27 protein-coding genes and 4 pseudogenes are annotated in these 23,519 nt (G+C 35.1%); 25 read left to right on the forward strand and 6 right to left on the reverse strand.

Features of this window, described 5'->3' with window-relative positions:
- Positions 1–7 precede the first annotated feature (7 nt).
- The gene (locus tag M594_RS04870) at positions 8–343 is read right to left on the reverse strand and encodes a hypothetical protein (RefSeq protein WP_000806926.1); all 336 of its coding nucleotides are present in this window, start codon (positions 341–343) and stop codon (positions 8–10) included.
- Positions 340–585, reverse strand: a complete 246-nt coding sequence (locus tag M594_RS04875) for a hypothetical protein (protein WP_001813542.1) — start codon at positions 583–585, stop codon at positions 340–342. The genes M594_RS04870 and M594_RS04875 overlap by 4 nt, the downstream gene beginning before the upstream one ends.
- Positions 586–991: 406 nt before the next feature.
- On the opposite strand from M594_RS04875, the pseudogene M594_RS04880 reads away from it, so the two are divergent.
- The 7 genes and pseudogenes from M594_RS04880 to M594_RS04910 form a co-directional block, all read left to right on the forward strand.
- Positions 992–1,171 (forward strand): annotated as a pseudogene (locus M594_RS04880) (hypothetical protein); the annotation flags it as partial.
- A 272-nt stretch (positions 1,172–1,443) separates the two neighbouring features.
- Positions 1,444–2,007 carry a DUF3990 domain-containing protein gene (locus tag M594_RS04885; RefSeq protein ID WP_153209484.1) on the forward strand — a complete coding sequence of 188 codons (564 nt, stop codon included), beginning with the start codon at positions 1,444–1,446 and terminating at the stop codon, positions 2,005–2,007.
- Entirely contained in the window at positions 2,004–2,216 is a 213-nt protein-coding gene (locus M594_RS04890) for a hypothetical protein (RefSeq protein WP_033680325.1), read from the forward strand. The genes M594_RS04885 and M594_RS04890 overlap by 4 nt, the downstream gene beginning before the upstream one ends.
- A 353-nt stretch (positions 2,217–2,569) precedes the next feature.
- The gene (locus M594_RS04895) at positions 2,570–2,980 is read left to right on the forward strand and encodes a thrombospondin type 3 repeat-containing protein (protein ID WP_173876115.1); all 411 of its coding nucleotides are present in this window, start codon (positions 2,570–2,572) and stop codon (positions 2,978–2,980) included.
- A gap of 47 nt (positions 2,981–3,027) precedes the next feature.
- Positions 3,028–9,264 (forward strand): DEAD/DEAH box helicase family protein, encoded by a 6,237-nt coding sequence (locus M594_RS04900; protein WP_000452057.1) that lies wholly within the window; start codon positions 3,028–3,030, stop codon positions 9,262–9,264.
- 74 nt (positions 9,265–9,338) lie between these two features.
- Entirely contained in the window at positions 9,339–9,623 is a 285-nt protein-coding gene (locus tag M594_RS04905; RefSeq protein ID WP_000969641.1) for a DUF5962 family protein, read from the forward strand.
- 13 nt (positions 9,624–9,636) lie between these two features.
- Positions 9,637–9,933 carry a DUF5966 family protein gene (locus M594_RS04910; RefSeq protein ID WP_000998891.1) on the forward strand — a complete coding sequence of 99 codons (297 nt, stop codon included), beginning with the start codon at positions 9,637–9,639 and terminating at the stop codon, positions 9,931–9,933.
- A 13-nt stretch (positions 9,934–9,946) separates the two neighbouring features.
- Here the strand turns inward: M594_RS04910 and M594_RS04915 are convergent, their stop codons facing one another.
- Positions 9,947–10,144, reverse strand: coding sequence for a hypothetical protein (locus M594_RS04915; protein WP_004249782.1), 198 nt, complete (start codon positions 10,142–10,144; stop codon positions 9,947–9,949).
- Positions 10,145–10,303: 159 nt separating this feature from the next.
- Here M594_RS04915 and M594_RS04920 point away from each other — a divergent pair, with 159 nt between their 5' ends.
- The 9 genes from M594_RS04920 (at position 10,304) to pezT (ending at position 15,339) form a co-directional block, all read left to right on the forward strand.
- On the forward strand, positions 10,304–10,945 hold the full coding sequence (locus tag M594_RS04920; protein ID WP_000933082.1) for a hypothetical protein: 642 nt from the start codon (positions 10,304–10,306) through the stop codon (positions 10,943–10,945).
- Positions 10,946–10,954: 9 nt separating this feature from the next.
- The gene (locus tag M594_RS04925; protein ID WP_173876116.1) at positions 10,955–12,040 is read left to right on the forward strand and encodes a toprim domain-containing protein; all 1,086 of its coding nucleotides are present in this window, start codon (positions 10,955–10,957) and stop codon (positions 12,038–12,040) included.
- 50 nt (positions 12,041–12,090) lie between these two features.
- The gene (locus M594_RS04930; protein ID WP_000152419.1) at positions 12,091–12,324 is read left to right on the forward strand and encodes a DUF5965 family protein; all 234 of its coding nucleotides are present in this window, start codon (positions 12,091–12,093) and stop codon (positions 12,322–12,324) included.
- Positions 12,321–12,704 carry a DUF5945 family protein gene (locus M594_RS04935; RefSeq protein ID WP_000159216.1) on the forward strand — a complete coding sequence of 128 codons (384 nt, stop codon included), beginning with the start codon at positions 12,321–12,323 and terminating at the stop codon, positions 12,702–12,704. Before M594_RS04930 ends, M594_RS04935 begins: the two co-directional genes overlap by 4 nt.
- 40 nt (positions 12,705–12,744) lie before the next feature.
- Entirely contained in the window at positions 12,745–13,020 is a 276-nt protein-coding gene (locus tag M594_RS04940) for a hypothetical protein (protein WP_000495442.1), read from the forward strand.
- An 81-nt stretch (positions 13,021–13,101) separates the two neighbouring features.
- Positions 13,102–13,734 (forward strand): DUF3990 domain-containing protein, encoded by a 633-nt coding sequence (locus tag M594_RS04945; protein WP_000424174.1) that lies wholly within the window; start codon positions 13,102–13,104, stop codon positions 13,732–13,734.
- Positions 13,725–13,952 (forward strand): hypothetical protein, encoded by a 228-nt coding sequence (locus tag M594_RS04950; RefSeq protein WP_000301902.1) that lies wholly within the window; start codon positions 13,725–13,727, stop codon positions 13,950–13,952. Before M594_RS04945 ends, M594_RS04950 begins: the two co-directional genes overlap by 10 nt.
- Before the next feature lie 152 nt (positions 13,953–14,104).
- Positions 14,105–14,581 carry a type II toxin-antitoxin system antitoxin PezA gene (gene pezA / locus M594_RS04955; RefSeq protein WP_000579619.1) on the forward strand — a complete coding sequence of 159 codons (477 nt, stop codon included), beginning with the start codon at positions 14,105–14,107 and terminating at the stop codon, positions 14,579–14,581.
- Entirely contained in the window at positions 14,581–15,339 is a 759-nt protein-coding gene (gene pezT / locus M594_RS04960; protein WP_173876117.1) for a type II toxin-antitoxin system toxin PezT, read from the forward strand. The genes pezA and pezT overlap by 1 nt, the downstream gene beginning before the upstream one ends.
- A 395-nt stretch (positions 15,340–15,734) precedes the next feature.
- Here the strand turns inward: pezT and M594_RS04965 are convergent, their stop codons facing one another.
- Positions 15,735–16,631, reverse strand: coding sequence for a tyrosine-type recombinase/integrase (locus tag M594_RS04965; protein ID WP_050088029.1), 897 nt, complete (start codon positions 16,629–16,631; stop codon positions 15,735–15,737).
- A 90-nt stretch (positions 16,632–16,721) separates the two neighbouring features.
- Between M594_RS04965 and M594_RS04970 the strand changes: the two genes are divergently transcribed.
- From M594_RS04970 to M594_RS04995, 6 genes and pseudogenes are all read left to right on the forward strand, one after another.
- Positions 16,722–17,423, forward strand: coding sequence for a hypothetical protein (locus M594_RS04970; RefSeq protein WP_254597242.1), 702 nt, complete (start codon positions 16,722–16,724; stop codon positions 17,421–17,423).
- Positions 17,363–17,764: pseudogene (locus M594_RS04975) on the forward strand (C40 family peptidase); the annotation flags it as partial. The gene M594_RS04970 and the pseudogene M594_RS04975, both read left to right, overlap by 61 nt.
- The gene (locus tag M594_RS04980) at positions 17,761–18,693 is read left to right on the forward strand and encodes a conjugal transfer protein (protein ID WP_001224318.1); all 933 of its coding nucleotides are present in this window, start codon (positions 17,761–17,763) and stop codon (positions 18,691–18,693) included. The pseudogene M594_RS04975 and the gene M594_RS04980, both read left to right, overlap by 4 nt.
- A 313-nt stretch (positions 18,694–19,006) precedes the next feature.
- A pseudogene (locus M594_RS10200) lies at positions 19,007–19,054 on the forward strand (hypothetical protein); the annotation flags it as partial.
- Positions 19,055–19,069: 15 nt separating this feature from the next.
- A complete protein-coding gene (gene tet(M) / locus M594_RS04990; RefSeq protein WP_173876118.1) occupies positions 19,070–20,989 on the forward strand; it encodes a tetracycline resistance ribosomal protection protein Tet(M) in 1,920 nt (639 codons plus the stop codon).
- Between the two features lie 118 nt (positions 20,990–21,107).
- Positions 21,108–21,275, forward strand: a complete 168-nt coding sequence (locus M594_RS04995) for a cysteine-rich KTR domain-containing protein (RefSeq protein ID WP_000336323.1) — start codon at positions 21,108–21,110, stop codon at positions 21,273–21,275.
- Positions 21,276–21,334: 59 nt separating this feature from the next.
- Here the strand turns inward: M594_RS04995 and M594_RS05000 are convergent, their stop codons facing one another.
- Positions 21,335–21,688 (reverse strand): helix-turn-helix transcriptional regulator, encoded by a 354-nt coding sequence (locus M594_RS05000; RefSeq protein WP_001227347.1) that lies wholly within the window; start codon positions 21,686–21,688, stop codon positions 21,335–21,337.
- Positions 21,689–22,192: 504 nt separating this feature from the next.
- On the opposite strand from M594_RS05000, the gene M594_RS05005 reads away from it, so the two are divergent.
- Positions 22,193–22,615, forward strand: coding sequence for a sigma-70 family RNA polymerase sigma factor (locus M594_RS05005; protein WP_000804599.1), 423 nt, complete (start codon positions 22,193–22,195; stop codon positions 22,613–22,615).
- The gene (locus tag M594_RS05010; RefSeq protein ID WP_000857133.1) at positions 22,612–22,842 is read left to right on the forward strand and encodes a helix-turn-helix domain-containing protein; all 231 of its coding nucleotides are present in this window, start codon (positions 22,612–22,614) and stop codon (positions 22,840–22,842) included. The genes M594_RS05005 and M594_RS05010 overlap by 4 nt, the downstream gene beginning before the upstream one ends.
- Positions 22,843–23,066: 224 nt before the next feature.
- Here the strand turns inward: M594_RS05010 and M594_RS10105 are convergent.
- Positions 23,067–23,315, reverse strand: a pseudogene (locus tag M594_RS10105) (hypothetical protein).
- Between M594_RS10105 and M594_RS05015 the strand changes: the two are divergent.
- Complete coding sequence (locus M594_RS05015) at positions 23,299–23,502, forward strand: excisionase (protein ID WP_000814512.1); 204 nt, start codon at positions 23,299–23,301, stop codon at positions 23,500–23,502. The pseudogene M594_RS10105 and the gene M594_RS05015 sit on opposite strands and share 17 nt — an antisense overlap.
- Positions 23,503–23,519 lie beyond the last annotated feature (17 nt).

A 23,519-nucleotide genomic window follows, 5' to 3' on the forward strand; every position in this document is an offset into this window, starting at 1 on the left:
ATCCTTTCTATGCAGAGGCAAGGGTATTTTTATCAAATTGAATCGTAAAACCTTGAATTCCCCCACCTGTGTAACATTCTTTAAAGCGATTGATTACCTCAGTATAGATTATCACAGATGAGCTTGTTGGCTTAATGCTAAATGTAAATTCCAATGGTAATCGGTTTTCAGATTTAGCATGTACTAGTCGTATCGATATTTCAGTTGTTTTGAGTTTTCTCTGACGAAGTTTTGAAGTTGCTGTTTCAACGATTCCATGTAAAAATCTTTCAAGCATTTCAATATCATTACATCCTTTGCTACGGATTTCTGAAAATTGTACTGTATTTTTTTCTTGTTTCATTTTAATCCCTCCAATCCACCCGCGGAATGACCACCGATAAGTTTACTGCGTTCAATATTTCTGGAACCTTCAGTTAGGACGGTTCCTTTTTGTATGGCTAAAAAACCAAACTGTTCTCTGACAACATCAATAGCTGTCTGAAGTCTATTATCTTTTTCAATTTGTTCTACATCATCAAAGAGTGATAGTAGAGTATAGCTTTCATCTACGAAGCCACTATAAGATACACCAATTTGTCTCACTGCACCAGAGGTGTATTTTTTCGGAATAATACAAGTACATGACTCACCATTGTTTTGGGGAGATTTGCGGGTTCAATTTTATTCTGAGCATTTATAGATTTTTTCATCTCAGTCCTAGAATAGCCAATATGAATAGAAACGACAGTAGTCAATACTAGGGCTACTGTTCCGTTCCACAGTATCATTTAAAAATCATTTTCACACCCTTTCGTCTATTAGTATAGAAGAAAGCTCTCAGCACACGTGGAGTGTGTTGCTCTGCTCGTAAAAGCCTAGAAACCTTGGAACGAAAGGTGTTAAGAAAAGCTTTTTAGGTAAGGCTTTTTCTTATGTGCTGATGAAGTATCAGAGTGAGAATACAAGTTGAGTATCTTGATGTGATAGCCTGATAGGATGTCAATCTATTGTAAGGCAAGCAGATAGGGATTTGTATGATATCACTTTGTGCTTGCTTGCTAAAGAGTTTGATGAGAGTATTGAAGATATGTTTGCGAGGATTGGGATTAAACGTTCTACAGGTTTCTATCGCTTGCCAAAAGCTCGTAATCTGGTGGCAGCACTACTGAGAGAAATTAATCTGAAATAGTGTTTTTACTTGACACCAGTATCGTTTCTAGTCTAATTTAATTAGAAGTAGTCGGAGAGTAATACCGACTCTAAAAAGAAAATACTCATCAGGAGATTCCGTGCCTTACTGGAAGTTTTAAAGGGTTGTCTGCAGGCAATCCTATTTTTTAGTGATAATAACAACTATGTATGAAATTTTATCAAATTGCTACTAATTATTTGAATATGCTCTGTGATGAAATTTATAAAATAGTACGTGCATAAATTATAGTAAAATGATATAATTAATTTATGGAAGAGTTAAGCTTTAGTAATCAATTTAGCAACACAGCTGTTTGGTATCACGGAACGACATCTACTCAGGTTCCATCTTTAAAAGATGGAATAGATGTTTATCATAGTAAACGGAACTGTGATTTTGGTATAGGATTTTATGTGACATCTAAATTTGTTCAGGCTGTTAAATGGGCTCAGCGAAAAACAAAAGATGAACTTCCTTTTAATCCAAACGTAAAGCCTGTTGTTTTAAGTTATCAGTTTCAAGATTCTAATGATGTTGAAACGAAGATTTTTGAAATTGATAAAGAATACTTTCAGTTTGTTTATAAAAATAGATTGGAGTTAGACGCTAAGGCTGGAAGTAATATTCATAATTTTTCAGCAGTATTTGGCCCAGTTCTTGATGGTCAAGTTACTCGTTTGAAAGTCACTTTAGATGACTATTTCAAGGGAGTAAATTCCTTAGAAAAAACCGCTGATATTCTTTTGGGAAAATATCAGGGTGATACACAACTTTGTATATGTGATCAAAAAATTGCAAATAAACTAATCTTAGTTGAGGAGGACACGATATGATTTTGACAAATGAAAAACAAGCTCTTAGAGTTGAGGTAGAACAGTTTTTACGGAAGAATTATCGCATTACTCCTGATACTGTTTCTTCTGTCACAAATGTTGTATTGAAGAATTGGTTTGAAGAGTTGGATAATGGAGGCTCTCATTTGACTTCAGACCTTATCGCTGATAATATCGCGGATATTGCAAAACGTTACTCAGTACATTAATAAGTAATTTGAGTTAGGTTTATCAAATCCAAATCTTTCTTTATATTCTCAAAAACGGTTCATTACCATATTAGGTAATGAACCGTTTTTTGTGTACGACGGGCATGTCGTGCATCTGACGTGTAAGTCCTCCGTGGGCACCCGCGAAAAACGTGGACTGGTTTCGTGTTTGGATTATTACCTTGAACGACATGCGTTAAAAGTTAGTTGAACCGCCGTATGCCGAACGGCACGTACGGTGGTGTGAGAGGGGCTAGAGATTATCCTCTACTCGATTTGTGATACTTCTTTCAAGGAATATTTGGTAGGATTGGTGTGAAAAAAGATTAACTAGGAAAGAAGGAAGTAAGTATATGAAAACCATTTATCAACGTGATTCGGATAGGGATGGACTGACTGATGCTCAAGAATTGGCGCTAGGAACCAATCCTCTTAGCGCAGATTCTGATGGTGATGGACGTTCAGATTTAGTGGAAGTAGAAGAAGGAACCAATCCCTTAGAAAAGGATTTAGAAGACTTAGACCAAACATGTCTAACCGAACCGTCATCAGTATTTATGGAAATGAAACAAAAGATTTCAGATATGATGGAGAGTCACTACAAGGAATTTATACAGGCTCTGATTAGTATTGAAACAGGGATTGAAAACCAACAAGACCTAGAAGACTTATACACTTACTACATGAGAACAGATGCCGTTTCTCTTTTGTCTAGTGATTTAGAAACCAGTCCTCAAGAGGTTGAAATGGAGATAGAGTTGTAGGGGAATCATGTGATTCTCCTATTTTCATATAGATGAAAGGAGCGAGTATGGAAGTAATACAATTATTGGCTATGTTTCGTGGAACAATTCCAAAAGATAGGGAGAAAATGGACCTATTTCTTCGTTATCAAGCGCAACATTTTGATGAGAAATGGCAGGATTTGGTAGAGAGTTTTTTGGCTGAAGAGGGCAAGATAGAAGAGATTCCTCACGTCTATTCTTTTGATCAAGATATTGTTTCTTTCCTAGAGGCCAGTTCTGAAAATCATGACCAAGATTTAGAAAGTTATACAAGAAATTTTGGACAAGCAGGTCTAAGTAAATTATCTCAATTAAGTAGTTGGGAGAAAAACTTGGTGCTAGAAGTCGCAACCTATAACCTTTCCACTCGATTTTACATCCAATCTGAAAAAGAGAAGTTAGAACCATTAAGTGAGCTTGTATTTCATCAGAATCAGGATGTCAATTTAGTCAATGTCTATCGGGTTGCGAATAATCTATCTGACCGTGTTAGTAGAGATATAGAGGAATTTCTGCTAATGGTTGATTCCAAAGAGCTTAAAAAAGAAGTTCTTGAGATTCATTTTGAAGAAAAAGAGGGAGCTGTTCTAGCCTATTTGGGTTCTGAATTAATGGCTACTTTAGATACCGTGACGGATCTTGTCCATCATGAAGAAAACTACACACAACTCCCACTGACACAAAAGCTGAAGATTATTACTCATTTTGATGAAGTAAAGGCTATAAGAGAAAAGTCTAAGCAAGTAGAGGAAGTGGTCTTACCTTTAGATAATATTGACCAGGTAGAAGAAAATGTGGAAGTTCATTCCCTATCTAAAGTAGATAAAATTGTAGAAGAAGCTTTGAGGGAATATCCAATCAGTTCACAAGTAAGTTATAAAGGTCAAGTATTTCAGTTGGTTTCGATTGAAAATGCCCAGTTAAATGACTTAGTTCGCCTAGAGCTATTCAATGATTCCAAGCAGTTATTTGAAGAAAATCCTATCTTATACTTGAACAGTTTGGAAGAGATTGAACAAGTATTGTCTCTCGTAGAACTTGCAAAAGAAGATTCAGAGATTGAGATTGATTCATCAAGAGAAAGTCAGGAAATAGATTTGTTTTCCTATCTGGAAGAAGAAAATGAAAATGAAAATGAAAAGGAAAAAGATAAGGAAACAGAAACGCTTATTTCAGATATAGAAGAGACGGATGTCCCCGTTAAAGATTTTGTTTTTCCAGATGATTTAGAGGACTTTTACCCTAAGACAAATCGAGAAAAAATTGAAACGAATATCGCCGCAATTGAACTTGTTAAAAGATTAGAAAAAGATGGACGACAAGCGAATCCAGAAGAACAAGAGCTACTAGCCAAGTATGTCGGCTGGGGCGGTCTTGCCAATGAATTTTTTGATGAACTCAATCCAAAGTATGAAGCAGAACGTTTAACTCTTAGGAGCTTAGTAAGTAAGTCAGAATACTCCACCATGAAACAAAGTTCCCTCACAGCCTATTATACAGACCCAATGATTATTCGCCAGATTTGGCAAAAATTACTGGATGATGGTTTTGAGGGAGGAAGGATACTAGATCCTTCTATGGGGACTGGGAACTTCTTTGCGGCGATGCCTAGAAGTATACGAGAGAGGTCAGAACTCTATGGAGTTGAATTAGACAGCGTGACAGGCGCAATCGCAAAACAACTCCACCCCAATACCCATATTGAAGTGAGAGGATTTGAAGAAGTTCCCTATCAAAATAATAGTTTTGATTTAGTCTTAACGAATGTTCCGTTTGGAAATTTTCGGATTGCAGATAAAAACTATGATAAACCTTATATGATTCATGATTACTTTGTCAAACACTCACTTGATTTAGTAAGAGATGGAGGACAAGTGTCTATTATCTCATCTATCGGGACAATGGATAAGCGGACAGATAATGTCTTACAAGAAATTAAATCCAACACTCATTTTTTAGGGGGAGTTCGGTTGCCAGATACGGCTTTTAAAAAGATTGCAGGTACTCGAGTGACCACAGACCTCCTCTTCTTTCAAAAGGATCTAGCAAAGAATCTTAATGAAGATGAGCTTGTCTTTAGTGGCTCTATTCCCTTTGAAGAGGATAAGCGTGTCTGGATTAATCCATATTTTGATGGGAAATACAATACACAAGTTTTGGGTGAATATGAGGTACGTAATTTTAATGGAGGAACTCTCAATGTTAAGGGGGTATCAGAAACATTAGCTACTGACATAATGGAAGCTTTAGAGAATGTGGAAGCACCTAAACAAATTGACAATTCTTTGAAAGCACCTGTTTTTATCCAAGAAGAAGTGGATAATTCTATCCCAAGTCGTATACGTGAGGACTTAGCGCTCTATTCTTTTGGATATGAGGGAAATCAAATTTATTATCGAGATACGCATGGTATTCGGAAAAGTTCAAAAGTAGACGAAATTAGTTATTATGTAGACGAGAAGGGAGATTTTAAAGCCTGGGACAGTTCTTTGTCTGAACATAAAATAGACCGATTCGTGCAACTTCATTTGACAGATGAGGAAGCACTAGATGTTTACAAGTCAGAAGAAGCGAGTAAAAGAGGGAAATATAAGGGACTGTTCAAAAAAACTGTCTTTTATGAAAGTCCCTTATCGGATAAGGATATTAGTCGTATTAAGGGCATGGTTGATTTGAGAGAGACCTATCAATCCTTAATTGAAATTCAACGTCATCAAGATTATAGTCGGACAGATTTTCAGGTATTACTTAGTAAACTCAATCGTGACTATGACCGCTTTGTAAGTCAATTTGGATACTTGAATGCCTCAGTTAATCGGAACTTATTTGATAGTGACGATAAGTATTCTTTACTAGCAAGTTTAGAAGATGAATACATTGATTCTAAAGATCAGAAAGTAAAATATAAAAAATCTTTAGCCTTTGAGAAAGCATTGGTTAGACCAGAGAGAGTGATTGCAAGAGTTTCAACGGCTTTAGATGCCTTAAACTCCAGTTTATCGGATGGTAGAGGGGTTGATTTAGACTATATGGTATCAATTTATCCCGAACATAGCCAAGCTGCTATTTTAGATGAGTTAGGTGACCAGATTTTAATAGATCCAGAAAGCTATTTAAGAGGGGAAAGAAAATATCTTTCTAAGAACCAGTTTTTGTCAGGAGATATTCTCAACAAGATAGAAGTAGTTCAACTATTAGTGGAGGAAAACAATCAAGAATGTGACTGGTCTCATGCTTTAGATTTGTTAGAATCTGTTCGTCCTCCACGGATTCATCTGGCAGATATTGAGTTTAAAATAGGGTCACGTTGGATTCCTCAATCCGTTTATGGTAAATTTGCCTTTGAATGTTTTACCAATCGTGAATTTGAATTGTCTTCGCCTGATGTTGAACAAGTCATTGAAGTGAATCCTGTCGATGGCCAGGTTCATTTAAGGACATCATTTGCTTATCGCTATCCAAGTGCCAAAGATAGTAGTCTTGGAGTCAGTGGGTCACGTTATGATACAGGAAGAAAGATTTTTGAGAATTTACTAAATTCAAACCAACCGACGATTACTATGACTGTTACGGAAGGAGAAAAGAAAAAGACTATCACAGATTTGGAAAAAACCTCTGTTCTAAGAGCAAAAGAGCAGCATTTACAAGAGCTCTTTCAAGACTTTGTCTCACGGTATCCAGAAGTCCAACAAGTCATTGAGGAAAGCTACAATCGTCTTTATAATCGAACAGTTAGTCGAGAGTATGACGGTAGCCATCTAGTCATTGATGGCTTGGCACAAAACATCAGTCTTCGTCCTCATCAAGAGAATGCCATTCAAAGAATCGTAGAAGAAAAAAGAGCATTGTTAGCTCATGAGGTAGGTTCAGGAAAGACCTTGACTATGCTTGGTGCTGGGTTTAAATTAAAGGAGTTGGGGATGGTTCATAAGCCATTGTATGTGGTGCCCTCTAGTTTGTCTGCTCAATTTGGCCAAGAAATCATGAAATTTTTCCCTACTAAAAAAGTCTTTGTGACCACTAAGAAAGATTTTGTGAAGGCGAGAAGAAAACAATTTGTATCACGTATTATTACAGGAGATTACGATGCTATTGTCATTGGGGATTCTCAATTTGAAAAAATCCCTGTCAGTAAGGAAAGACAGATGAACTATATAGAGGATAAACTCAATGAACTACGAGAGATTAAAACACATTCTGAAAATAAGTATACCGTTAAAGAAGCAGAACAATCAATAAGTGGTCTAGAGAAACAATTGGAAGAACTCCAACGTTTCAATCGTGATAGTTTTATTGATTTTGAGAACTTAGGAATTGATTTTCTCTTTGTGGATGAAGCACATCACTTTAAAAATATTCGTCCAATTACTGGACTTGGGAATGTAGCAGGTATTACCAATACAACCTCTAAGAAGAACGTGGATATGGAGATGAAGGTTCGACAGATTCAGGAAGAACATGATTTTAAAAATATTGTCTTTGCGACAGGGACACCTGTTTCCAATTCTATTAGTGAGTTGTATACTATGATGAACTATATTCAACCAGATATCTTAAAACGCTATCAAGTTGATTATTTTGACTCTTGGGTAGGTGCTTTTGGAGAAATTCAAAATTCTATGGAATTAGCTCCTACAGGGGATAAGTACCAACCTAAGAAACGATTTAAAAAGTTTGTCAATCTACCTGAGTTGATGAAAATCTATAAAGAAACAGCCGACATTCAAACACAAGATATGTTGGATTTACCTGTTCCAGAAGCTCATATTATCCCTATTGAGAGTGAGTTAACTGAAAACCAGAAACTCTATTTAGAAGAATTAGTTATGAGGTCAGATATGGTCAAATGTGGAACAGTTGATCCGAGCCAGGATAACATGTTAAAAATTACGGGTGAGGCACGAAAACTAGCTATTGATATGCGTTTATTGGACTCTAGTTATAGTCTAGCAGACAATCATAAACTGCTTCAGGTAGTGGATAATGTTGAAAGAATTTATCGTGAGGGAATGGAAAATAAGGCTACTCAGATGATTTTTTCAGATATTGGAACACCTAAGAAAAAGGATAATGGCTTTGATGTCTATTCTGAAATAAAGGCTTTATTAGTTGATAGAGGAATCCCTAGTAAGGAAATTGCCTTTGTACATGATGCCAATAGTGATGAAAAGAAGAATAGTTTGTCTCGAAAGGTCAATGCAGGAGAAGTGCGGATTCTCCTTGCCTCAACTGAAAAAGGAGGAACAGGTTTAAATGTTCAGAGCAAGATGAAAGCAGTTCATCACCTGGATGTCCCCTGGAGACCAAGTGACATTCAGCAACGCAATGGACGGATTATCCGACAAGGAAATGAAAATAAGGAAGTGGATATTTACCACTACATTACCAAAGGTTCGTTTGATAATTATCTATGGGCAACTCAGGAGAACAAACTCCGTTATATTAAGCAGATTATGACTTCTAAGGAGCCAATTCGTGCTGCAGAAGATATTGATGAGCAGACCATGACAGCTTCTGATTTTAAGGCACTAGCAACAGGTAATCCTTATCTTAAATATAAGATGGAACTAGAGAATGATTTGACCCTATTAGAAAATCAAAGACGTGCCTTTCAACGCAGCAAGGATCACTATCGTCATACAATCTCTTACTGTGAAGAAAATATGCCCATTCTTGAGAAACGATTAAGCAAGTATGAAGGCGACATTCAACAGTCTGAAATGTCGAAAGACCAGGCATTTTCTATGACAGTAGGCAAGCAAGCTTTTGAGCAACGAGCTGAAGCAGGTGAATCCCTACACCGTCTTATCCGTCATAATCAAGCTGACAGCAAAGAATTCCGAACCCTAGCAAGCTATCGAGGATTTGACATTAAAATGCTTAGTCTTCCAACAAATCAACCTCTTCCTGAAACCTTCTCTGTTAAGATTGTGGGAGAAAATCAGTATTCTGTCAGTTTAGATTTGTATTCTCCTTTGGGGACAATTCAAAGACTTCAGCATACGATTGATCACATTAAGGAGGACCAAGTGAAAACTCAGAACTTATTGGATGAATTACAGGATAAATTGACTACTGCTAAAGTTGAAATTGAGAAAAATTTTCCAAAGGAAGAGGATTATCAAACTAAAAAGGCCGAATACGATGTACTCTCGCCATTGATTGAAACAGAAACGGATTTAGATATTATTGATCAGGCCTTAAGACAATTCCACGAAAAAGGAAAAGAAAGGCAAGAACAACTTTCTTTTGAATTAGATTAAAAAATAGATACAAATAGCGGACAAGAAAAGAAAAGCGCGGTAAAATAAAGATAGAAAGAAACGAGGTAACGATTATGATGGAAGATACCTATTATCAATTAGAAGAGGCCTTGGTACAGGGATTTCAAACGCCTGAAGAATACCAAGCCTACAAGGAGCTAAAGGAACATTATGAGGAAGTTACTGGGGATTACAGTTTTTCTAAACGAGAACTCACTAGTCAATTGGAAATAGCTCTTCAAAATCATCGAGGTGTGGACTTTGAAGAATATGAAAAAGAGGAGTATTTGGACTTAGTTCAAAAATTAGAAGAGTTTGATTCCTCTCTTGCCACCCATTATCGTCAATTGATTGACTAGAAAGGAGAAAGTCATGAATGATTTACTCCTTATCCCAGTAATTTTTTTAGCAGTAGGAGGAATTCTCATTCTTTTATGGAGACTCTTTCTTATTGCCAGTGGACTTTTCCTTATTGGTTTTATTAGTTTTCTTATTTTCGTGGAGGTCTATGGAATTTATTTGTTCTTTACTGAACCTAGTTTATATTTTGATGATATCAGACAACATGGTTTAACTAGTTTTACGGCTGTGTACCTTTTCATCAATCTGATGTTGGTTCTAGGATTCAGTTGGCACTTCATTAACTCCATAAATAAGGAAAAAATATGAACTTTTTAGATAATCAAAAGACTTTATCTGAATCTAAATTCGGATAAGGTTTTTTATTTGCCTTGATTCTTTCATATACTTCATAGCTAAATTGGAGTAATAATTTATGAAAATCATTATCCTCACTATTATTACTTGTATTTATAGCTTGTTTATGTCGTTCAATATGAGAAAGAGCTCTTCTCAAATTTTCTTCTTTTAATTTGTTCATATTTATATTATAAGCTGAAGACAGCTAATTTTGATATTTTTCTCTGAACTGTACGATTTGGCGCCTGAAATGTAGGAATTACCTTTCGTTGTGATGTGATAAAACTTACAAGTTCTTTTTGTTATTCTTGACCTAGTTTTTATAGAAAGAAGGTCTAAGATGTTAAATAAAGTCAAAACTAAAGCCTTAATTAGTGTTGGAGCAGTAGCCGCAACTAGCTTTATTCTCATGATGGGATATACTGCTGGTCAACATTCTACTGCTAAACAAAGTCGCAAAGAAATCGAATTGGCTGCAGCTAAACTTGTAGAGGACAAACAAGCAGAAGATAAAGCCAGCATTTTGTCATCGGATACTGTAAAAGAATTTTTGACGCAGTACTATACGAAAGAAAAGCTCGGAGAAAATAATACACGTATTCAACCTTATATGACTGAATCGGCTTATTCTCAAGAATTGTCAAGTCAAAATGATGCTATGAACCAAGTGTATAAGGATTATATTTTGGATTATCATTTTGAAAAAGCAGATATCTTTGTCAATCAGACTACGAATCAAGCCATTGCCATGGTCTCTTATAATGTAACCTATGTATCTGATTTAAAGAATGCCAACCAATCAAAGACTAATCAGACAGAAACAAGAACAGTTAAGTTGTCTTATTCGAAACTACCAGGTAAGTTATTGGTCAATCAAGTACAGGTTTGGAAATCTGGGTTAGATGATTTAGATAAGGCAACTCCTAAAACTTTAGAAGAATCATCATCAATACCATCACTGCCAAATACTACGACAAAATGATGATGTTTTATGAATATAGAGGAATGTAAGCAAATTTCAATTCTTGATGTAGCCAATCGTTTAGGTATTTCCTTTAAACAAGTTTCTAGCCGTGTCTATGAACATCCTGAACACGATTCATTCCGAATTTTTTCAACTACCAATACTTTTAAATGGTTTTCAAGAGATATTCAAGGTGATGTTATTGATTTTGTTCGACTTGTTAAGGGAATTTCCTTTAAAGAAGCTCTAGCTTTTCTTTCTGAAGAACCTTTTCAAAAAGAAGCTGTTCAAGAAAAAAGAGAGAGACCATTTTATTATCCTTTAAAGAGAGTAGAAGATTCTAACTGCAGTCTGGCCAGATATTACTTAACAAAATGTAGAGGAATCTCAGAAGAAATCATAGAAAAGATGATTCAACAAGGTTTGATAGCACAAGCTAGTTGGAAAACAAATGAAACTGTTGAACCTGTTATTGTTTTTAAAAGCTTTGATCATCGTCACAAACTGAAGGCAGCAAGTATACAAGGGATTTATAAGAATCACTCTCTTCCTAGAGAGAGGTTAAAAACGATTCTAAAAGGAAGCCATGGACATGTTGGAATATCCTTTGATATTGGTAAACCAAATAGACTGGTCTTTTGTGAATCGTTTATCGACTTGATGAGCTATTACGAACTTCATCAACAAAGCCTATCAGATGTTCGTTTGGTATCTATGGAGGGATTAAAAAGGTCTGTTGTTGCTTATCAAACTTTACGACTGATAGCTGAAGAAAATCAGAAGTTGGAATTTTTAGATACAGTAATACCTTCAAAGTTATTGCCTTTGTTCAATACAATTCGTGATACCACCAGCTATTTTGATAATCATTCTGATTTATTGACACTGGCAGTAGATTGTGATGATGCAGGTAAAGATTTTTCTGATAAGTTATCTAAATCAGGATTTCCTGTTTTACTGGATTTACCTGATAATGAATATGGGAAAGAAAAAAGAGACTGGAACGATATTCTTCGAGAAAAGAAATCAGATTTACAATTGATGTTCGAGAATGCAAAAGAGACATTGAGGAATCAACCAGTAAGACAAACCTCTCAATGTTTAGAATTGTGATAACAAAATCAAGATGTTTTAGCTAATATTAGAATGAAGGAGGATAGTATATGACCATTATTGAACGCTTAGAAGAAAAGGTCACTAGGCAAGAAAGTAAGGTAGCAAGAGAGACAGAAAAACTAGCTGCTTACAAAGAGCAACTGGAGACAGCGATGTTTGCGACGTTCAAAAGGCGTCAAAGCATCAGTCACATGAGTTTTGAAGAAGCTCTTGATCATGCCTTTGGTAAAGAAAGACAATTCGATGATTCTGAATTTAGAAAGGATGAAATGAGTGAATGACAAAAGATTGGAATTTTAATCAACCATTAGAAAGTAAATCAGAAAATCAAGAAGATCCAGATAAAATTGCGGCCTTATTTGGAAATCATCAAGGAGGTAATGATGTAAATTATGAAGCAGCTTTTCAAAAGCGCAAACAAGCACCTGTGACGGAATCAAATTCTAGTTCTAAACCCAAAGTTACAGAGGTTAGAACAGGAAAAGAGACAGATATCACTACAAGTTATCAGCAACATCTTAAAAGACTTATTGCGGATAACAATAGCGATATTCAAAGTAGTCAAAAGAAAATTGAAGAGCTACATACGTTGATTGACACAAAGAATAAAGAAAATAAGAAATTGCAGTCCATTTATGATGCGATTTCCGAATTACACTAAGCAGTCCTGATAGGCTGCTTTTTTTTTTGAGAGGTTATAGATGTTTACAACATTTTTTAAGAAAAATCACGACAATAGTGATGTATTTAAAAAGCTAATTCATAGACTATCTGATATGTCTGTCCAAGATCTTGAAAAAATAGACCGACTGCTAGATATTATTTTCACTCCAGATCAAGAAACCGAACAGCTAAAAACAGAAGCAACTTACAGAGAAGAAACTTTGGACGACACATTAAAGGAAGCTAAGAACCAACTTCATAAAGAACAATTGGAGAAGAATTTAGAGAGATTTAGGAAAAATGGAATGAAATAAATGGTTTTATAAAATTTTCTTTTACTTGCATAAAGTCTTGTGTTATACTTTTAGTATAGACTAGAGAAGGAAGTAAATATTTTGGAGTTGACTACCAAGCAGGAAAAGCAACTAGGTCAGACGCAGTGGTTTCATGCTACATTATTGAGACATTTAGAATCCTTAAAAAAAGGAATCGATGTTAAATTTAATTTAGGAAGTGAGCTAGACTTTGGACCTGGTTTCTATATCACACCTGACTTTGAACAAGCTAGAAAATTTATTAACAAGCAAGTTGAAGTATTAAATCGAAGCACTTCTAATAATAATATTTTTGACTCAGAAGAAGAAGTAGGAATTATAGTAGAATTTCGTATTTCAAATTTTATAGAAATTTTTAAGAACCCTGACTATCATTGTCACTATTTTGCAAAACATAAAAAGTCAGAGTCAGATTTAGATTTTGCGGAATTTGTCGTTCAAAATCGGGAAAATCCAGATGAATTACAACACCATTTTGATTTTATCTATGGTGTTCAGACTGATGACAATCCAACCCAAGCTTTAGCTCGTTTTCGTCAGAATGAAATTACAAAAGAAGAAATGCTTGCTGAGTTTAGAAAACCCTATTCTTTTAAACAATTATCCATTCACAACCAATCTTTTTGTGATATAATGAAAATAGAGAAAGTTTATCAATCAAAGACAGGAGAGGAGTTACAAAAATGGCAGTAGTATCGTTGGAAAATAATATTAAACTATATAGTTCAGAATTATTTCAAGCACTATTAAAAGCCTCTAATTATAAATTGGATGAGCGTATTGCTCAGACTGTTGCAGAAGGCTATGCTCGTAATCTAGATTATTCTGATCCTGAACTGATGCATGTTGGTGTAACTTCGGTTGCTAACAACCTGCTTACAAAAATTAAACAAGAGTATTTTATTGTATAGTATTTTGAAAAGCCACCGAAAAAGGAATTACTCTTTAAGGTGGCTTTTTTAGAAGTAAAGTTTAGGCTAGAAAAACAACAAACAACGCACCAATTTTGGTGCGTTCTGCTTTTTTATGCTATAATGGATTTAGAAAAATAAAGGAGTTTGCCATGATTGGAAAGAACATAAAATCCTTACGTAAAACACATGACTTAACACAACCCGAATTTGCACGGATTGTAGGTATTTCACGAAATAGTCTGAGTCGTTATGAAAATGGAACGAGTTCAGTCTCTACCGAATTAATAGACATCATTTGTCAGAAGTTTAATGTATCTTATGTCGATATTGTAGGAGAAGATAAAATGCTGAATCCTGTTGAAGACTATGAATTGACTTTAAAAATTGAAATTGTGAAAGAAAGAGGTGCTAATCTTTTATCTCGACTCTATCGTTATCAAGATAGTCAGGGAATTAGCATTGATGATGAATCTAATCCTTGGATTTTAATGAGTGATGATCTATCTGACTTGATTCATACGAATATCTATTTAGTAGAAACTTTTGATGAAATAGAGAGATATAGCGGCTATTTGGATGGAATTGAACGTATGTTAGAGATATCTGAAAAACGGATGGTAGCCTAGTGGAAATCCAAGATTATACTGACAGTGAATTCAAACATGCTCTAGCACGGAATCTTCGTTCACTGACAAGAGGAAAAAAGTCCAGTAAGCAACCTATAGCGATTTTGCTCGGAGGGCAAAGTGGTGCCGGTAAGACTACAATTCATCGAATTAAACAGAAAGAATTTCAAGGAAATATTGTTATCATAGATGGAGATAGTTTTCGTTCTCAGCATCCACACTATTTAGAACTTCAGCAAGAATATGGCAAAGACAGTGTTGAATACACCAAATATTTTGCAGGTAAAATGGTAGAGTCTTTAGTAAGAGAATTGAGTCATTTGGGATACAATCTTTTGATAGAGGGAACTTTACGAACTATTGATGTTCCAAAGAAAACAGCACAACTCTTGAAAAGTAGGGGATATGAAATACAATTAGCCTTGATTGCGACAAAGCCTAAGCTGTCCTATCTGAGCACCCTTATCCGATACGAAGAACTGTACGCTATTAACCCAAATCAAGCACGCGCAACTCCAAAAGAACATCATGATTTCATTGTAAATCATCTAGTTGATAATACACGACAATTGGAAGAACTAGCTATCTTTGAAAGAATTCAAATTTACCAACGAGATAGAGGTTGTGTATATGATTCAAGAGAAGATAAAATTTCAGCAGCAGATATTCTTCAAGAGTTACTGTTTGGGGAGTGGAGTCAGGTAGAGAAAGAGATGCTTAAATCTGGAGAAGAAAGATTTAAAGATTTAACTAATTGAAATAGTTGTTAGAACACAAATTTTAAAATATAGTCTACTTATAACTTTTGTTAGTTGTTTAATTAAGGTGGGCGAAAATTTTTTAGAACCAAAAAACGCATAATCTCAGGTGTTGAAAAACTTGAAATTATGCGTTTTCTTGTGGGAAGATTTACTCCATTTTCTTCAGGAATTGAGATTTTGCCCATCTCTTTTTATTATATTTAAGGATATTTGAAAGATATATTTTAGAAAAACAATTATGGAGTTCTTAAATACAGAATATATTATAAATGCTGATTCAAAGTGAAGTTTTATATGTTTTTTGATTTTGTTGAGCATAAAATCTATTAACTAAATTCGAACTACAAAAATTAATTTTAGATGAACTAAACTGTAGGCTTTGGAAAGTTCTCTTATTCGATTTCAGAATGAATCGCTGATACAGGATTAAAAGAACTAAGTATTTCTTTTTGTTTTGAATGAGATACGTGAGTATAGATTTGTGTGATTGATATAGAACTGTGTCCAAGAATTTGTTGAATGTATCGAATATCTACATCATTATCTAGAAGCATTGTCGCAAAGCTATGTCTAAACATATGTGGTGTAATAGTTTTAGATAAGCTATTTTGTTCAACGATTCTCTTTATAACTAAACGTACACTTTGCTCTGACAATGGTTTAAGAGAATGTTTCCCTGGAAACAAGAAATCATTTGATTCATTTCTTGTTTTATTTATATATGTTTCTAATAAATTGAATGTTTTTTGATCTCCTAAAAATAGGATACGTTCTTTCTTACCCTTTCCTATAATATGGAGTGTCTTATTGGAAAGATTAATATCTTTGAGATGAATGTGGCAAAGTTCAGAAATTCTGATGCCTGTTGAAAGTAAAAGTGAAATAATTAGTAGATTTCTTTCAGCGTGTTGTTTTTGATAGTCAGTTTTAGATACAATTACTTTCCGTTCTAAATATATAAAAATGCTTTTCAGAATGTCATACGGAATCGTTTTAGGCAATACTTTTTCAGTTCTAAATTGAAAGCGCAATTGATTGAAGGGATTCTCTTCAATTATGTTCTGGTATTTTAGATAGTTATAAAACACCTTCATACAAGCAATTTTTCTTCTTAATGTATTCGTTTTTATGTTAGATCGTGTCAACTGTTCTATATAGGATTCGACATTATCATAGTCTGAGTTATAAAATTGCATAAGATCATTCTTATAAGCGCGAATCGTGTGCGAACTCAAACGCTTATGAGTTTTGCAATAATCTAAGTAAGTAGAAATAAGTTTATAATCCATAAAAATCTCCTTTATCAATAATCATGCTATTATAAACCTATTTAGGTGCTTTGTATAGCGATAATAAATTGTTATCGATAGGAGAAGTCAGTGTATAAAATTAATAAATTTGAAGGTGAAATCTATCAGAAGTTAAATAAAATTCTTGATTCATATAACCAAGAACAGAATAGCGTAATAAATCTTGCTGCATGTATTAGCTATCCATTCACCGAAGTATTAGAGATTCAAAGTTTCCCTCTCGCTACTCTGCCAACAGAGGGAGCTGTTGAAAAACGCTTTTTTCCTCATTGTACTTCATTGGATAATATTGAAATATATTCAGAAGAATTGTGTCTTCAACTTTTTGATTTAAATCCTGGTGATTATAGAGTTAATGTGCAACCACATTCAGGAACTCAGGCTAACCAAATAGTCTATAATTGTGTTTTAGAAAGTGACGATTATATTTTATCGTTATCTCCAAAAGACGGAGGACATATTTCACACACTTATACAGGCAAAGGTACTGTAAAATATTATCACTTAGATCATGATTTAAATATTGATTATATCGAATTAAAGGAATTATTAGATAAATATAAACCTAAATTGATTATTATTGGTGCTTCATCGTATGGAAATGAATTTAATTATCAACAAATTTATGAAATTATAAAAGAGGTTAGCCCCAATACCCTTATTTTAGCGGATATTTGCCATAGTGTTTTATATATTATGGCAAAGCTACATATCTTGTCACAACAGAGTTTAATGATGATACAGTACAAGCCATCATGGACGAAGCTCTGAAATTTGAAGGCTGGAAGTATGTCTATGGCGGAGCTTCCCCGACTACCTCTTTTGATTGTAGCGGACTGACACAATGGACGTATGGAAAAGCTGGAATCAACTTACCACGAACAGCACAACAGCAATATGATGTAACCCGGCATATCCCATTATTGGAAGCAAAAGCCGGCGATTTGGTTTTCTTTCATTCTACCTATAACGCTGGCTCTTATATTACTCATGTTGGGATATACCTTGGCAATAACCGTATGTTTCATGCAGGCGACCCAATCGGTTATGCCGACTTAACAAGCCCCTACTGGCAACAGCATTTAGTGGGAGCAGGACGAATCAAACAATGAGAAAGGAAGATTTAATGATGAAATTTAGAAAAAATCAGAATAAAGAAAAACAGATACCAAAGGAAAAGAAACCTCGTGTCTATAAGGTCAATCCTCATAAAAAGGTTGTGATTGCCTTGTGGGTACTTTTAGGGCTTAGTTTCAGCTTTGCGATATTCAAGCACTTTACAGCTATAGATACTCATACTATTCACGAAACAACTATCATAGAAAAGGAATACGTTGATACTCATCATGTAGAAAATTTTGTAGAGAACTTTGCGAAAGTCTACTATTCATGGGAGCAATCCGATAAGTCCATTGATAATCGAATGGAAAGTCTAAAAGGCTATCTGACAGATGAACTTCAAGCTCTCAATGTTGATACAGTACGCAAAGATATTCCTGTATCGTCTTCTGTAAGAGGATTTCAGATATGGACGGTAGAGCCAACTGGCGACAATGAGTTTAATGTAACCTACAGTGTAGACCAGCTCATTACAGAGGGAGAAAATACAAAGACCGTCCACTCTGCTTATATAGTGAGTGTCTATGTAGATGGTTCTGGAAATATGGTACTGGTTAAGAATCCGACCATTACCAACATACCTAAGAAATCAAGTTATAAACCAAAAGCCATTGAAAGTGAGGGGACGGTTGATTCCATTACAACCAATGAAATCAATGAGTTTTTAACGACGTTCTTCAAGCTCTATCCTACAGCGACAGCCAGTGAACTTTCCTACTATGTGAATGACGGGATATTAAAACCAATCGGAAAAGAGTACATCTTTCAAGAACTGGTAAATCCTATTCACAATCGTAAGGATAATCAAGTCACGGTATCGCTGACAGTGGAGTATATCGACCAGCAGACCAAAGCAACGCAGGTATCTCAATTTGATTTGGTACTTGAAAAGAACGGGAGTAATTGGAAGATTATAGAATAACAAATATTGGTACATTATTACAGCTATTTTGTAATCACGTACTCTCTTTGATAAAAAATTGGAGATTCCTTGACAAATATGCTCTTACGTGCTATTATTTAAGTATCTATTTAAAAGGAGTTAATAAATATGCGGCAAGGTATTCTTAAATAAACTGTCAATTTGATAGTGGGAACAAATAATTGGATGTCCTTTTTTAGGAGGGCTTAGTTTTTTGTACCCAGTTTAAGAATACCTTTATCATGTGATTCTAAAGTATCCGGAGAATATCTGTATGCTTTGTATGCCTATGGTTATGCATAAAAATCCCAGTGATAAAAGTATTTATCACTGGGATTTTTATGCCCTTTTGGGTTTTTGAATGGAGGAAAATCACATGAAAATTATTAATATTGGAGTTTTAGCTCATGTTGATGCAGGAAAAACTACCTTAACAGAAAGCTTATTATATAACAGTGGAGCGATTACAGAATTAGGAAGCGTGGACAAAGGTACAACGAGGACGGATAATACGCTTTTAGAACGTCAGAGAGGAATTACAATTCAGACAGGAATAACCTCTTTTCAGTGGGAAAATACGAAGGTGAACATCATAGACACGCCAGGACATATGGATTTCTTAGCAGAAGTATATCGTTCATTATCAGTTTTAGATGGGGCAATTCTACTGATTTCTGCAAAAGATGGCGTACAAGCACAAACTCGTATATTATTTCATGCACTTAGGAAAATGGGGATTCCCACAATCTTTTTTATCAATAAGATTGACCAAAATGGAATTGATTTATCAACGGTTTATCAGGATATTAAAGAGAAACTTTCTGCCGAAATTGTAATCAAACAGAAGGTAGAACTGTATCCTAATATGTGTGTGACGAACTTTACCGAATCTGAACAATGGGATACGGTAATAGAGGGAAACGATGACCTTTTAGAGAAATATATGTCCGGTAAATCATTAGAAGCATTGGAACTCGAACAAGAGGAAAGCATAAGATTTCAGAATTGTTCTCTGTTCCCTGTTTATCACGGAAGTGCAAAAAACAATATAGGGATTGATAACCTTATAGAAGTGATTACGAATAAATTTTATTCATCAACACATCGAGGTCAGTCTGAACTTTGCGGAAAAGTTTTCAAAATTGAGTATTCGGAAAAAAGACAGCGTCTTGCATATATACGTCTTTATAGTGGAGTACTACATTTACGAGATTCGGTTAGAATATCGGAAAAGGAAAAAATAAAAATTACAGAAATGTATACTTCAATAAATGGTGAATTATGTAAAATTGATAAGGCTTATTCCGGGGAAATTGTTATTTTGCAAAATGAGTTTTTGAAGTTAAATAGTGTTCTTGGAGATACAAAACTATTGCCACAGAGAAAAAAGATTGAAAATCCGCACCCTCTACTACAAACAACTGTTGAACCGAGTAAACCTGAACAGAGAGAAATGTTGCTTGATGCCCTTTTGGAAATCTCAGATAGTGATCCGCTTCTACGATATTACGTGGATTCTACGACACATGAAATTATACTTTCTTTCTTAGGGAAAGTACAAATGGAAGTGATTAGTGCACTGTTGCAAGAAAAGTATCATGTGGAGATAGAACTAAAAGAGCCTACAGTCATTTATATAGAGAGACCGTTAAAAAATGCAGAATATACCATTCACATCGAAGTGCCGCCAAATCCTTTCTGGGCTTCCATTGGTCTATCTGTAGCACAGCTTCCATTAGGGAGCGGAGTACAGTATGAGAGCTCGGTTTCTCTTGGATACTTAAATCAATCGTTTCAAAATGCAGTTATGGAGGGGATACGCTATGGCTGTGAACAAGGATTGTATGGTTGGAATGTGACGGACTGTAAAATCTGTTTTAAGTATGGCTTATACTATAGCCCTGTTAGTACCCCAGCAGATTTTCGGATGCTTGCTCCTATTGTATTGGAACAAGTCTTAAAAAAAGCTGGAACAGAATTGTTAGAGCCATATCTTAGTTTTAAAATTTATGCGCCACAGGAATATCTTTCACGAGCATACAACGATGCTCCTAAATATTGTGCGAACATCGTAGACACTCAATTGAAAAATAATGAGGTCATTCTTAGTGGAGAAATCCCTGCTCGGTGTATTCAAGAATATCGTAGTGATTTAACTTTCTTTACAAATGGACGTAGTGTTTGTTTAACAGAGTTAAAAGGGTACCATGTTACTACCGGTGAACCTGTTTGCCAGCCCCGTCGTCCAAATAGTCGGATAGATAAAGTACGATATATGTTCAATAAAATAACTTAGTGTATTTTATGTTGTTATATAAATATGGTTTCTTGTTAAATAAGATGAAATATTCTTTAATAAAGATTTGAATTAAAGTGTAAAGGAGGAGATAGTTATTATAAACTACAAGTGGATATTGTGTCCTGTATGTGGAAATAAAACACGATTAAAGATAAGGGAAGATACTGAATTAAAAAAATTCCCCCTCTATTGTCCGAAATGCAGACAAGAAAATTTAATTGAAATAAAGCAGTTCAAAGTAACTGTGATTACAGAGCCAGACGCAAAGACGCAGAGCCGATAAAATGAGATTAATACAATCTCATTTTATCGGCTCTTTCCGTTATGTATGGATTCTTTTAATTAGTCTTCGATGTTTCTTGCTTCGTTGATACCGCTGGCTAAAGATTCCATTAAGGATAGTTCTTTGTCTGTAAAGCTATCCATGTATTTCTCTATCTGTAATCGTCGGGTGCTTTTTACCAAGTTATTAGCAGGTAAGAAAAATTCATCAACGGAAACATGAAGTAACGATACAAGGTCATAAAGAACTTGTATGCTGGGGTGTTGCCCCTTATTTTCAATATTAGTTAAGTAACGTGGGTCAATTTCAATCAATGCTCCCACTTGTTCACGAGTTAAACCTCGTTTCAATCGAGCTTCTTTAATGGCTAAACCAAAGGCTCTAAAATCATATTTATCTTCTTTTTTACGCATAGTAGACCACCTCTATACATTTTACTGTTCCTATTGAATTAGAAACAGGTATAGAAAAACATGTTATATAGTTTATAGGTTCATATTTAATAAAAAGCACTACTAAACGCCAATAAAAAAAACCGTTATATGGTAGTGCTATTTATGCTGTTAAAATATTGTATCTTACTTCCAAATGGCGGTTTGTTGGAGGTCAAAGTCGCCATGAAGTATATCACATACAATCAAGTTCCCCACATTGAGTATTTATCAAAAAAAGTCGTCTATCTGCAATAGATAAGTACGTCCACCAATGTGGTTTTATAAATCATATAGATAGAAAAATAAAAGCATGTAAACAGAGAAATCAATCTGTTTGTGTGCTTTTTTGGTTATTCAGAACTTTTTTACAAAGTTTATTCATCAGTAATGCAACAAATCCCCCTTTCACATTGGGACTAAGAGTGAAAGGAGATAAAAGAGCAAGGCTCACTTCCTTTCCTAGACAGAAAGGGGGTGAGAAACATGAAACCATCTTTTTTTCAGACCACAATAGAAAATCAGTTTGACTATATCTGTAAACGTGCTATGGAAGACGAGCGAAAGAATTATCTGCTTTATCTTTCAAGGATCGCAAAGCGTGAAGTGTCCTTTTCTGATGTTGGCGATTATCTTGTTAGCCAGTTTGCGACAACAGATAACTATTCAACTGACTTTCAGATTTTTACACTCAATGGAATATCAGTTGGTGTTGAAAATGATTTATTGAGTGAAGCATTACGTGAGTTGCCAGACAAGAAACGTGAAATTCTACTGCTGTTTTACTTTATGGACATGAGCGATTCAGAAATTGCAGACCTGTTGAAATTGAACCGTTCTACTGTCTATCGGCATAGAACCAGTGGACTAGCCTTAATCAAAAAGTTTATGGAGGAATTTGAAGAATGAAAACACAATATCCTATGATTCCCTTTCCTCTCATTGTAAAGGCAACAGATGGCGATACAGAAGCGATTAACCAGATTCTACATCATTACAGAGGGTACATAACGAAACGTTCCCTACGACTTATGAAAGATGAATATGGCAATCAAAGTATGGTCGTTGATGAAGTCTTACGTGGAAGAATGGAAACCAGACTGATTACAAAGATTCTGTCATTTGAAATTAAGTAATAACCTCTCTCTTTTCGTGGAAGCGTGCCATACTATTCCACGCTTCCCGAACAGGGAGGTTTGTTATTCCATCAAAGCATATTGAGCTTTCAATGTGTTTTGATAGGCTAACGAGCCATTGTTCTTTGAAAACTGAATAAAAGTAATTGAATACGTTTCGATAAGAAAAGAGCCAACGGAGCTAACCGCCATGACCTATCTTCTAAAGATAGCGAGCGTTTCAGTTAGTGTTCCGAAAAACAATCTTTAGCAGGATTGCCAGCGACGACTTTCTTATCGTGATAATGATACTCCCATACAGTCAATAGTCCGAGCGTTAAAAGCGTCGCAGGCAATGAGTATGGCTACATGAGAACCATGCAGGGGTGGAACTCCCGTGAGCTTTGCTAGAGCTGTTCGATTGCTTGTAAAACAACTTTTATGAAATCCAATAAGTGATTTGGAAAGGAGGATTTTATGAAGCAGACTGACATTCCGATTTGGGAGCGTTATACCCTAACTATTGAAGAAGCGTCAAAATATTTTCGTATTGGCGAAAACAAGCTGCGTCGTTTGGCAGAAGAAAATAAAAATGCAAACTGGCTGATTATGAATGGCAATCGTATTCAGGTTAAACGAAAACAATTTGAAAAAATTATAGATACATTGAACGCAATCTAGCGTAGCCAAAGGGTCTT

Origin of the sequence: Streptococcus mitis (assembly GCF_013305725.1) — a bacterium.
Classification (GTDB): domain Bacteria; phylum Bacillota; class Bacilli; order Lactobacillales; family Streptococcaceae; genus Streptococcus; species Streptococcus mitis_BO.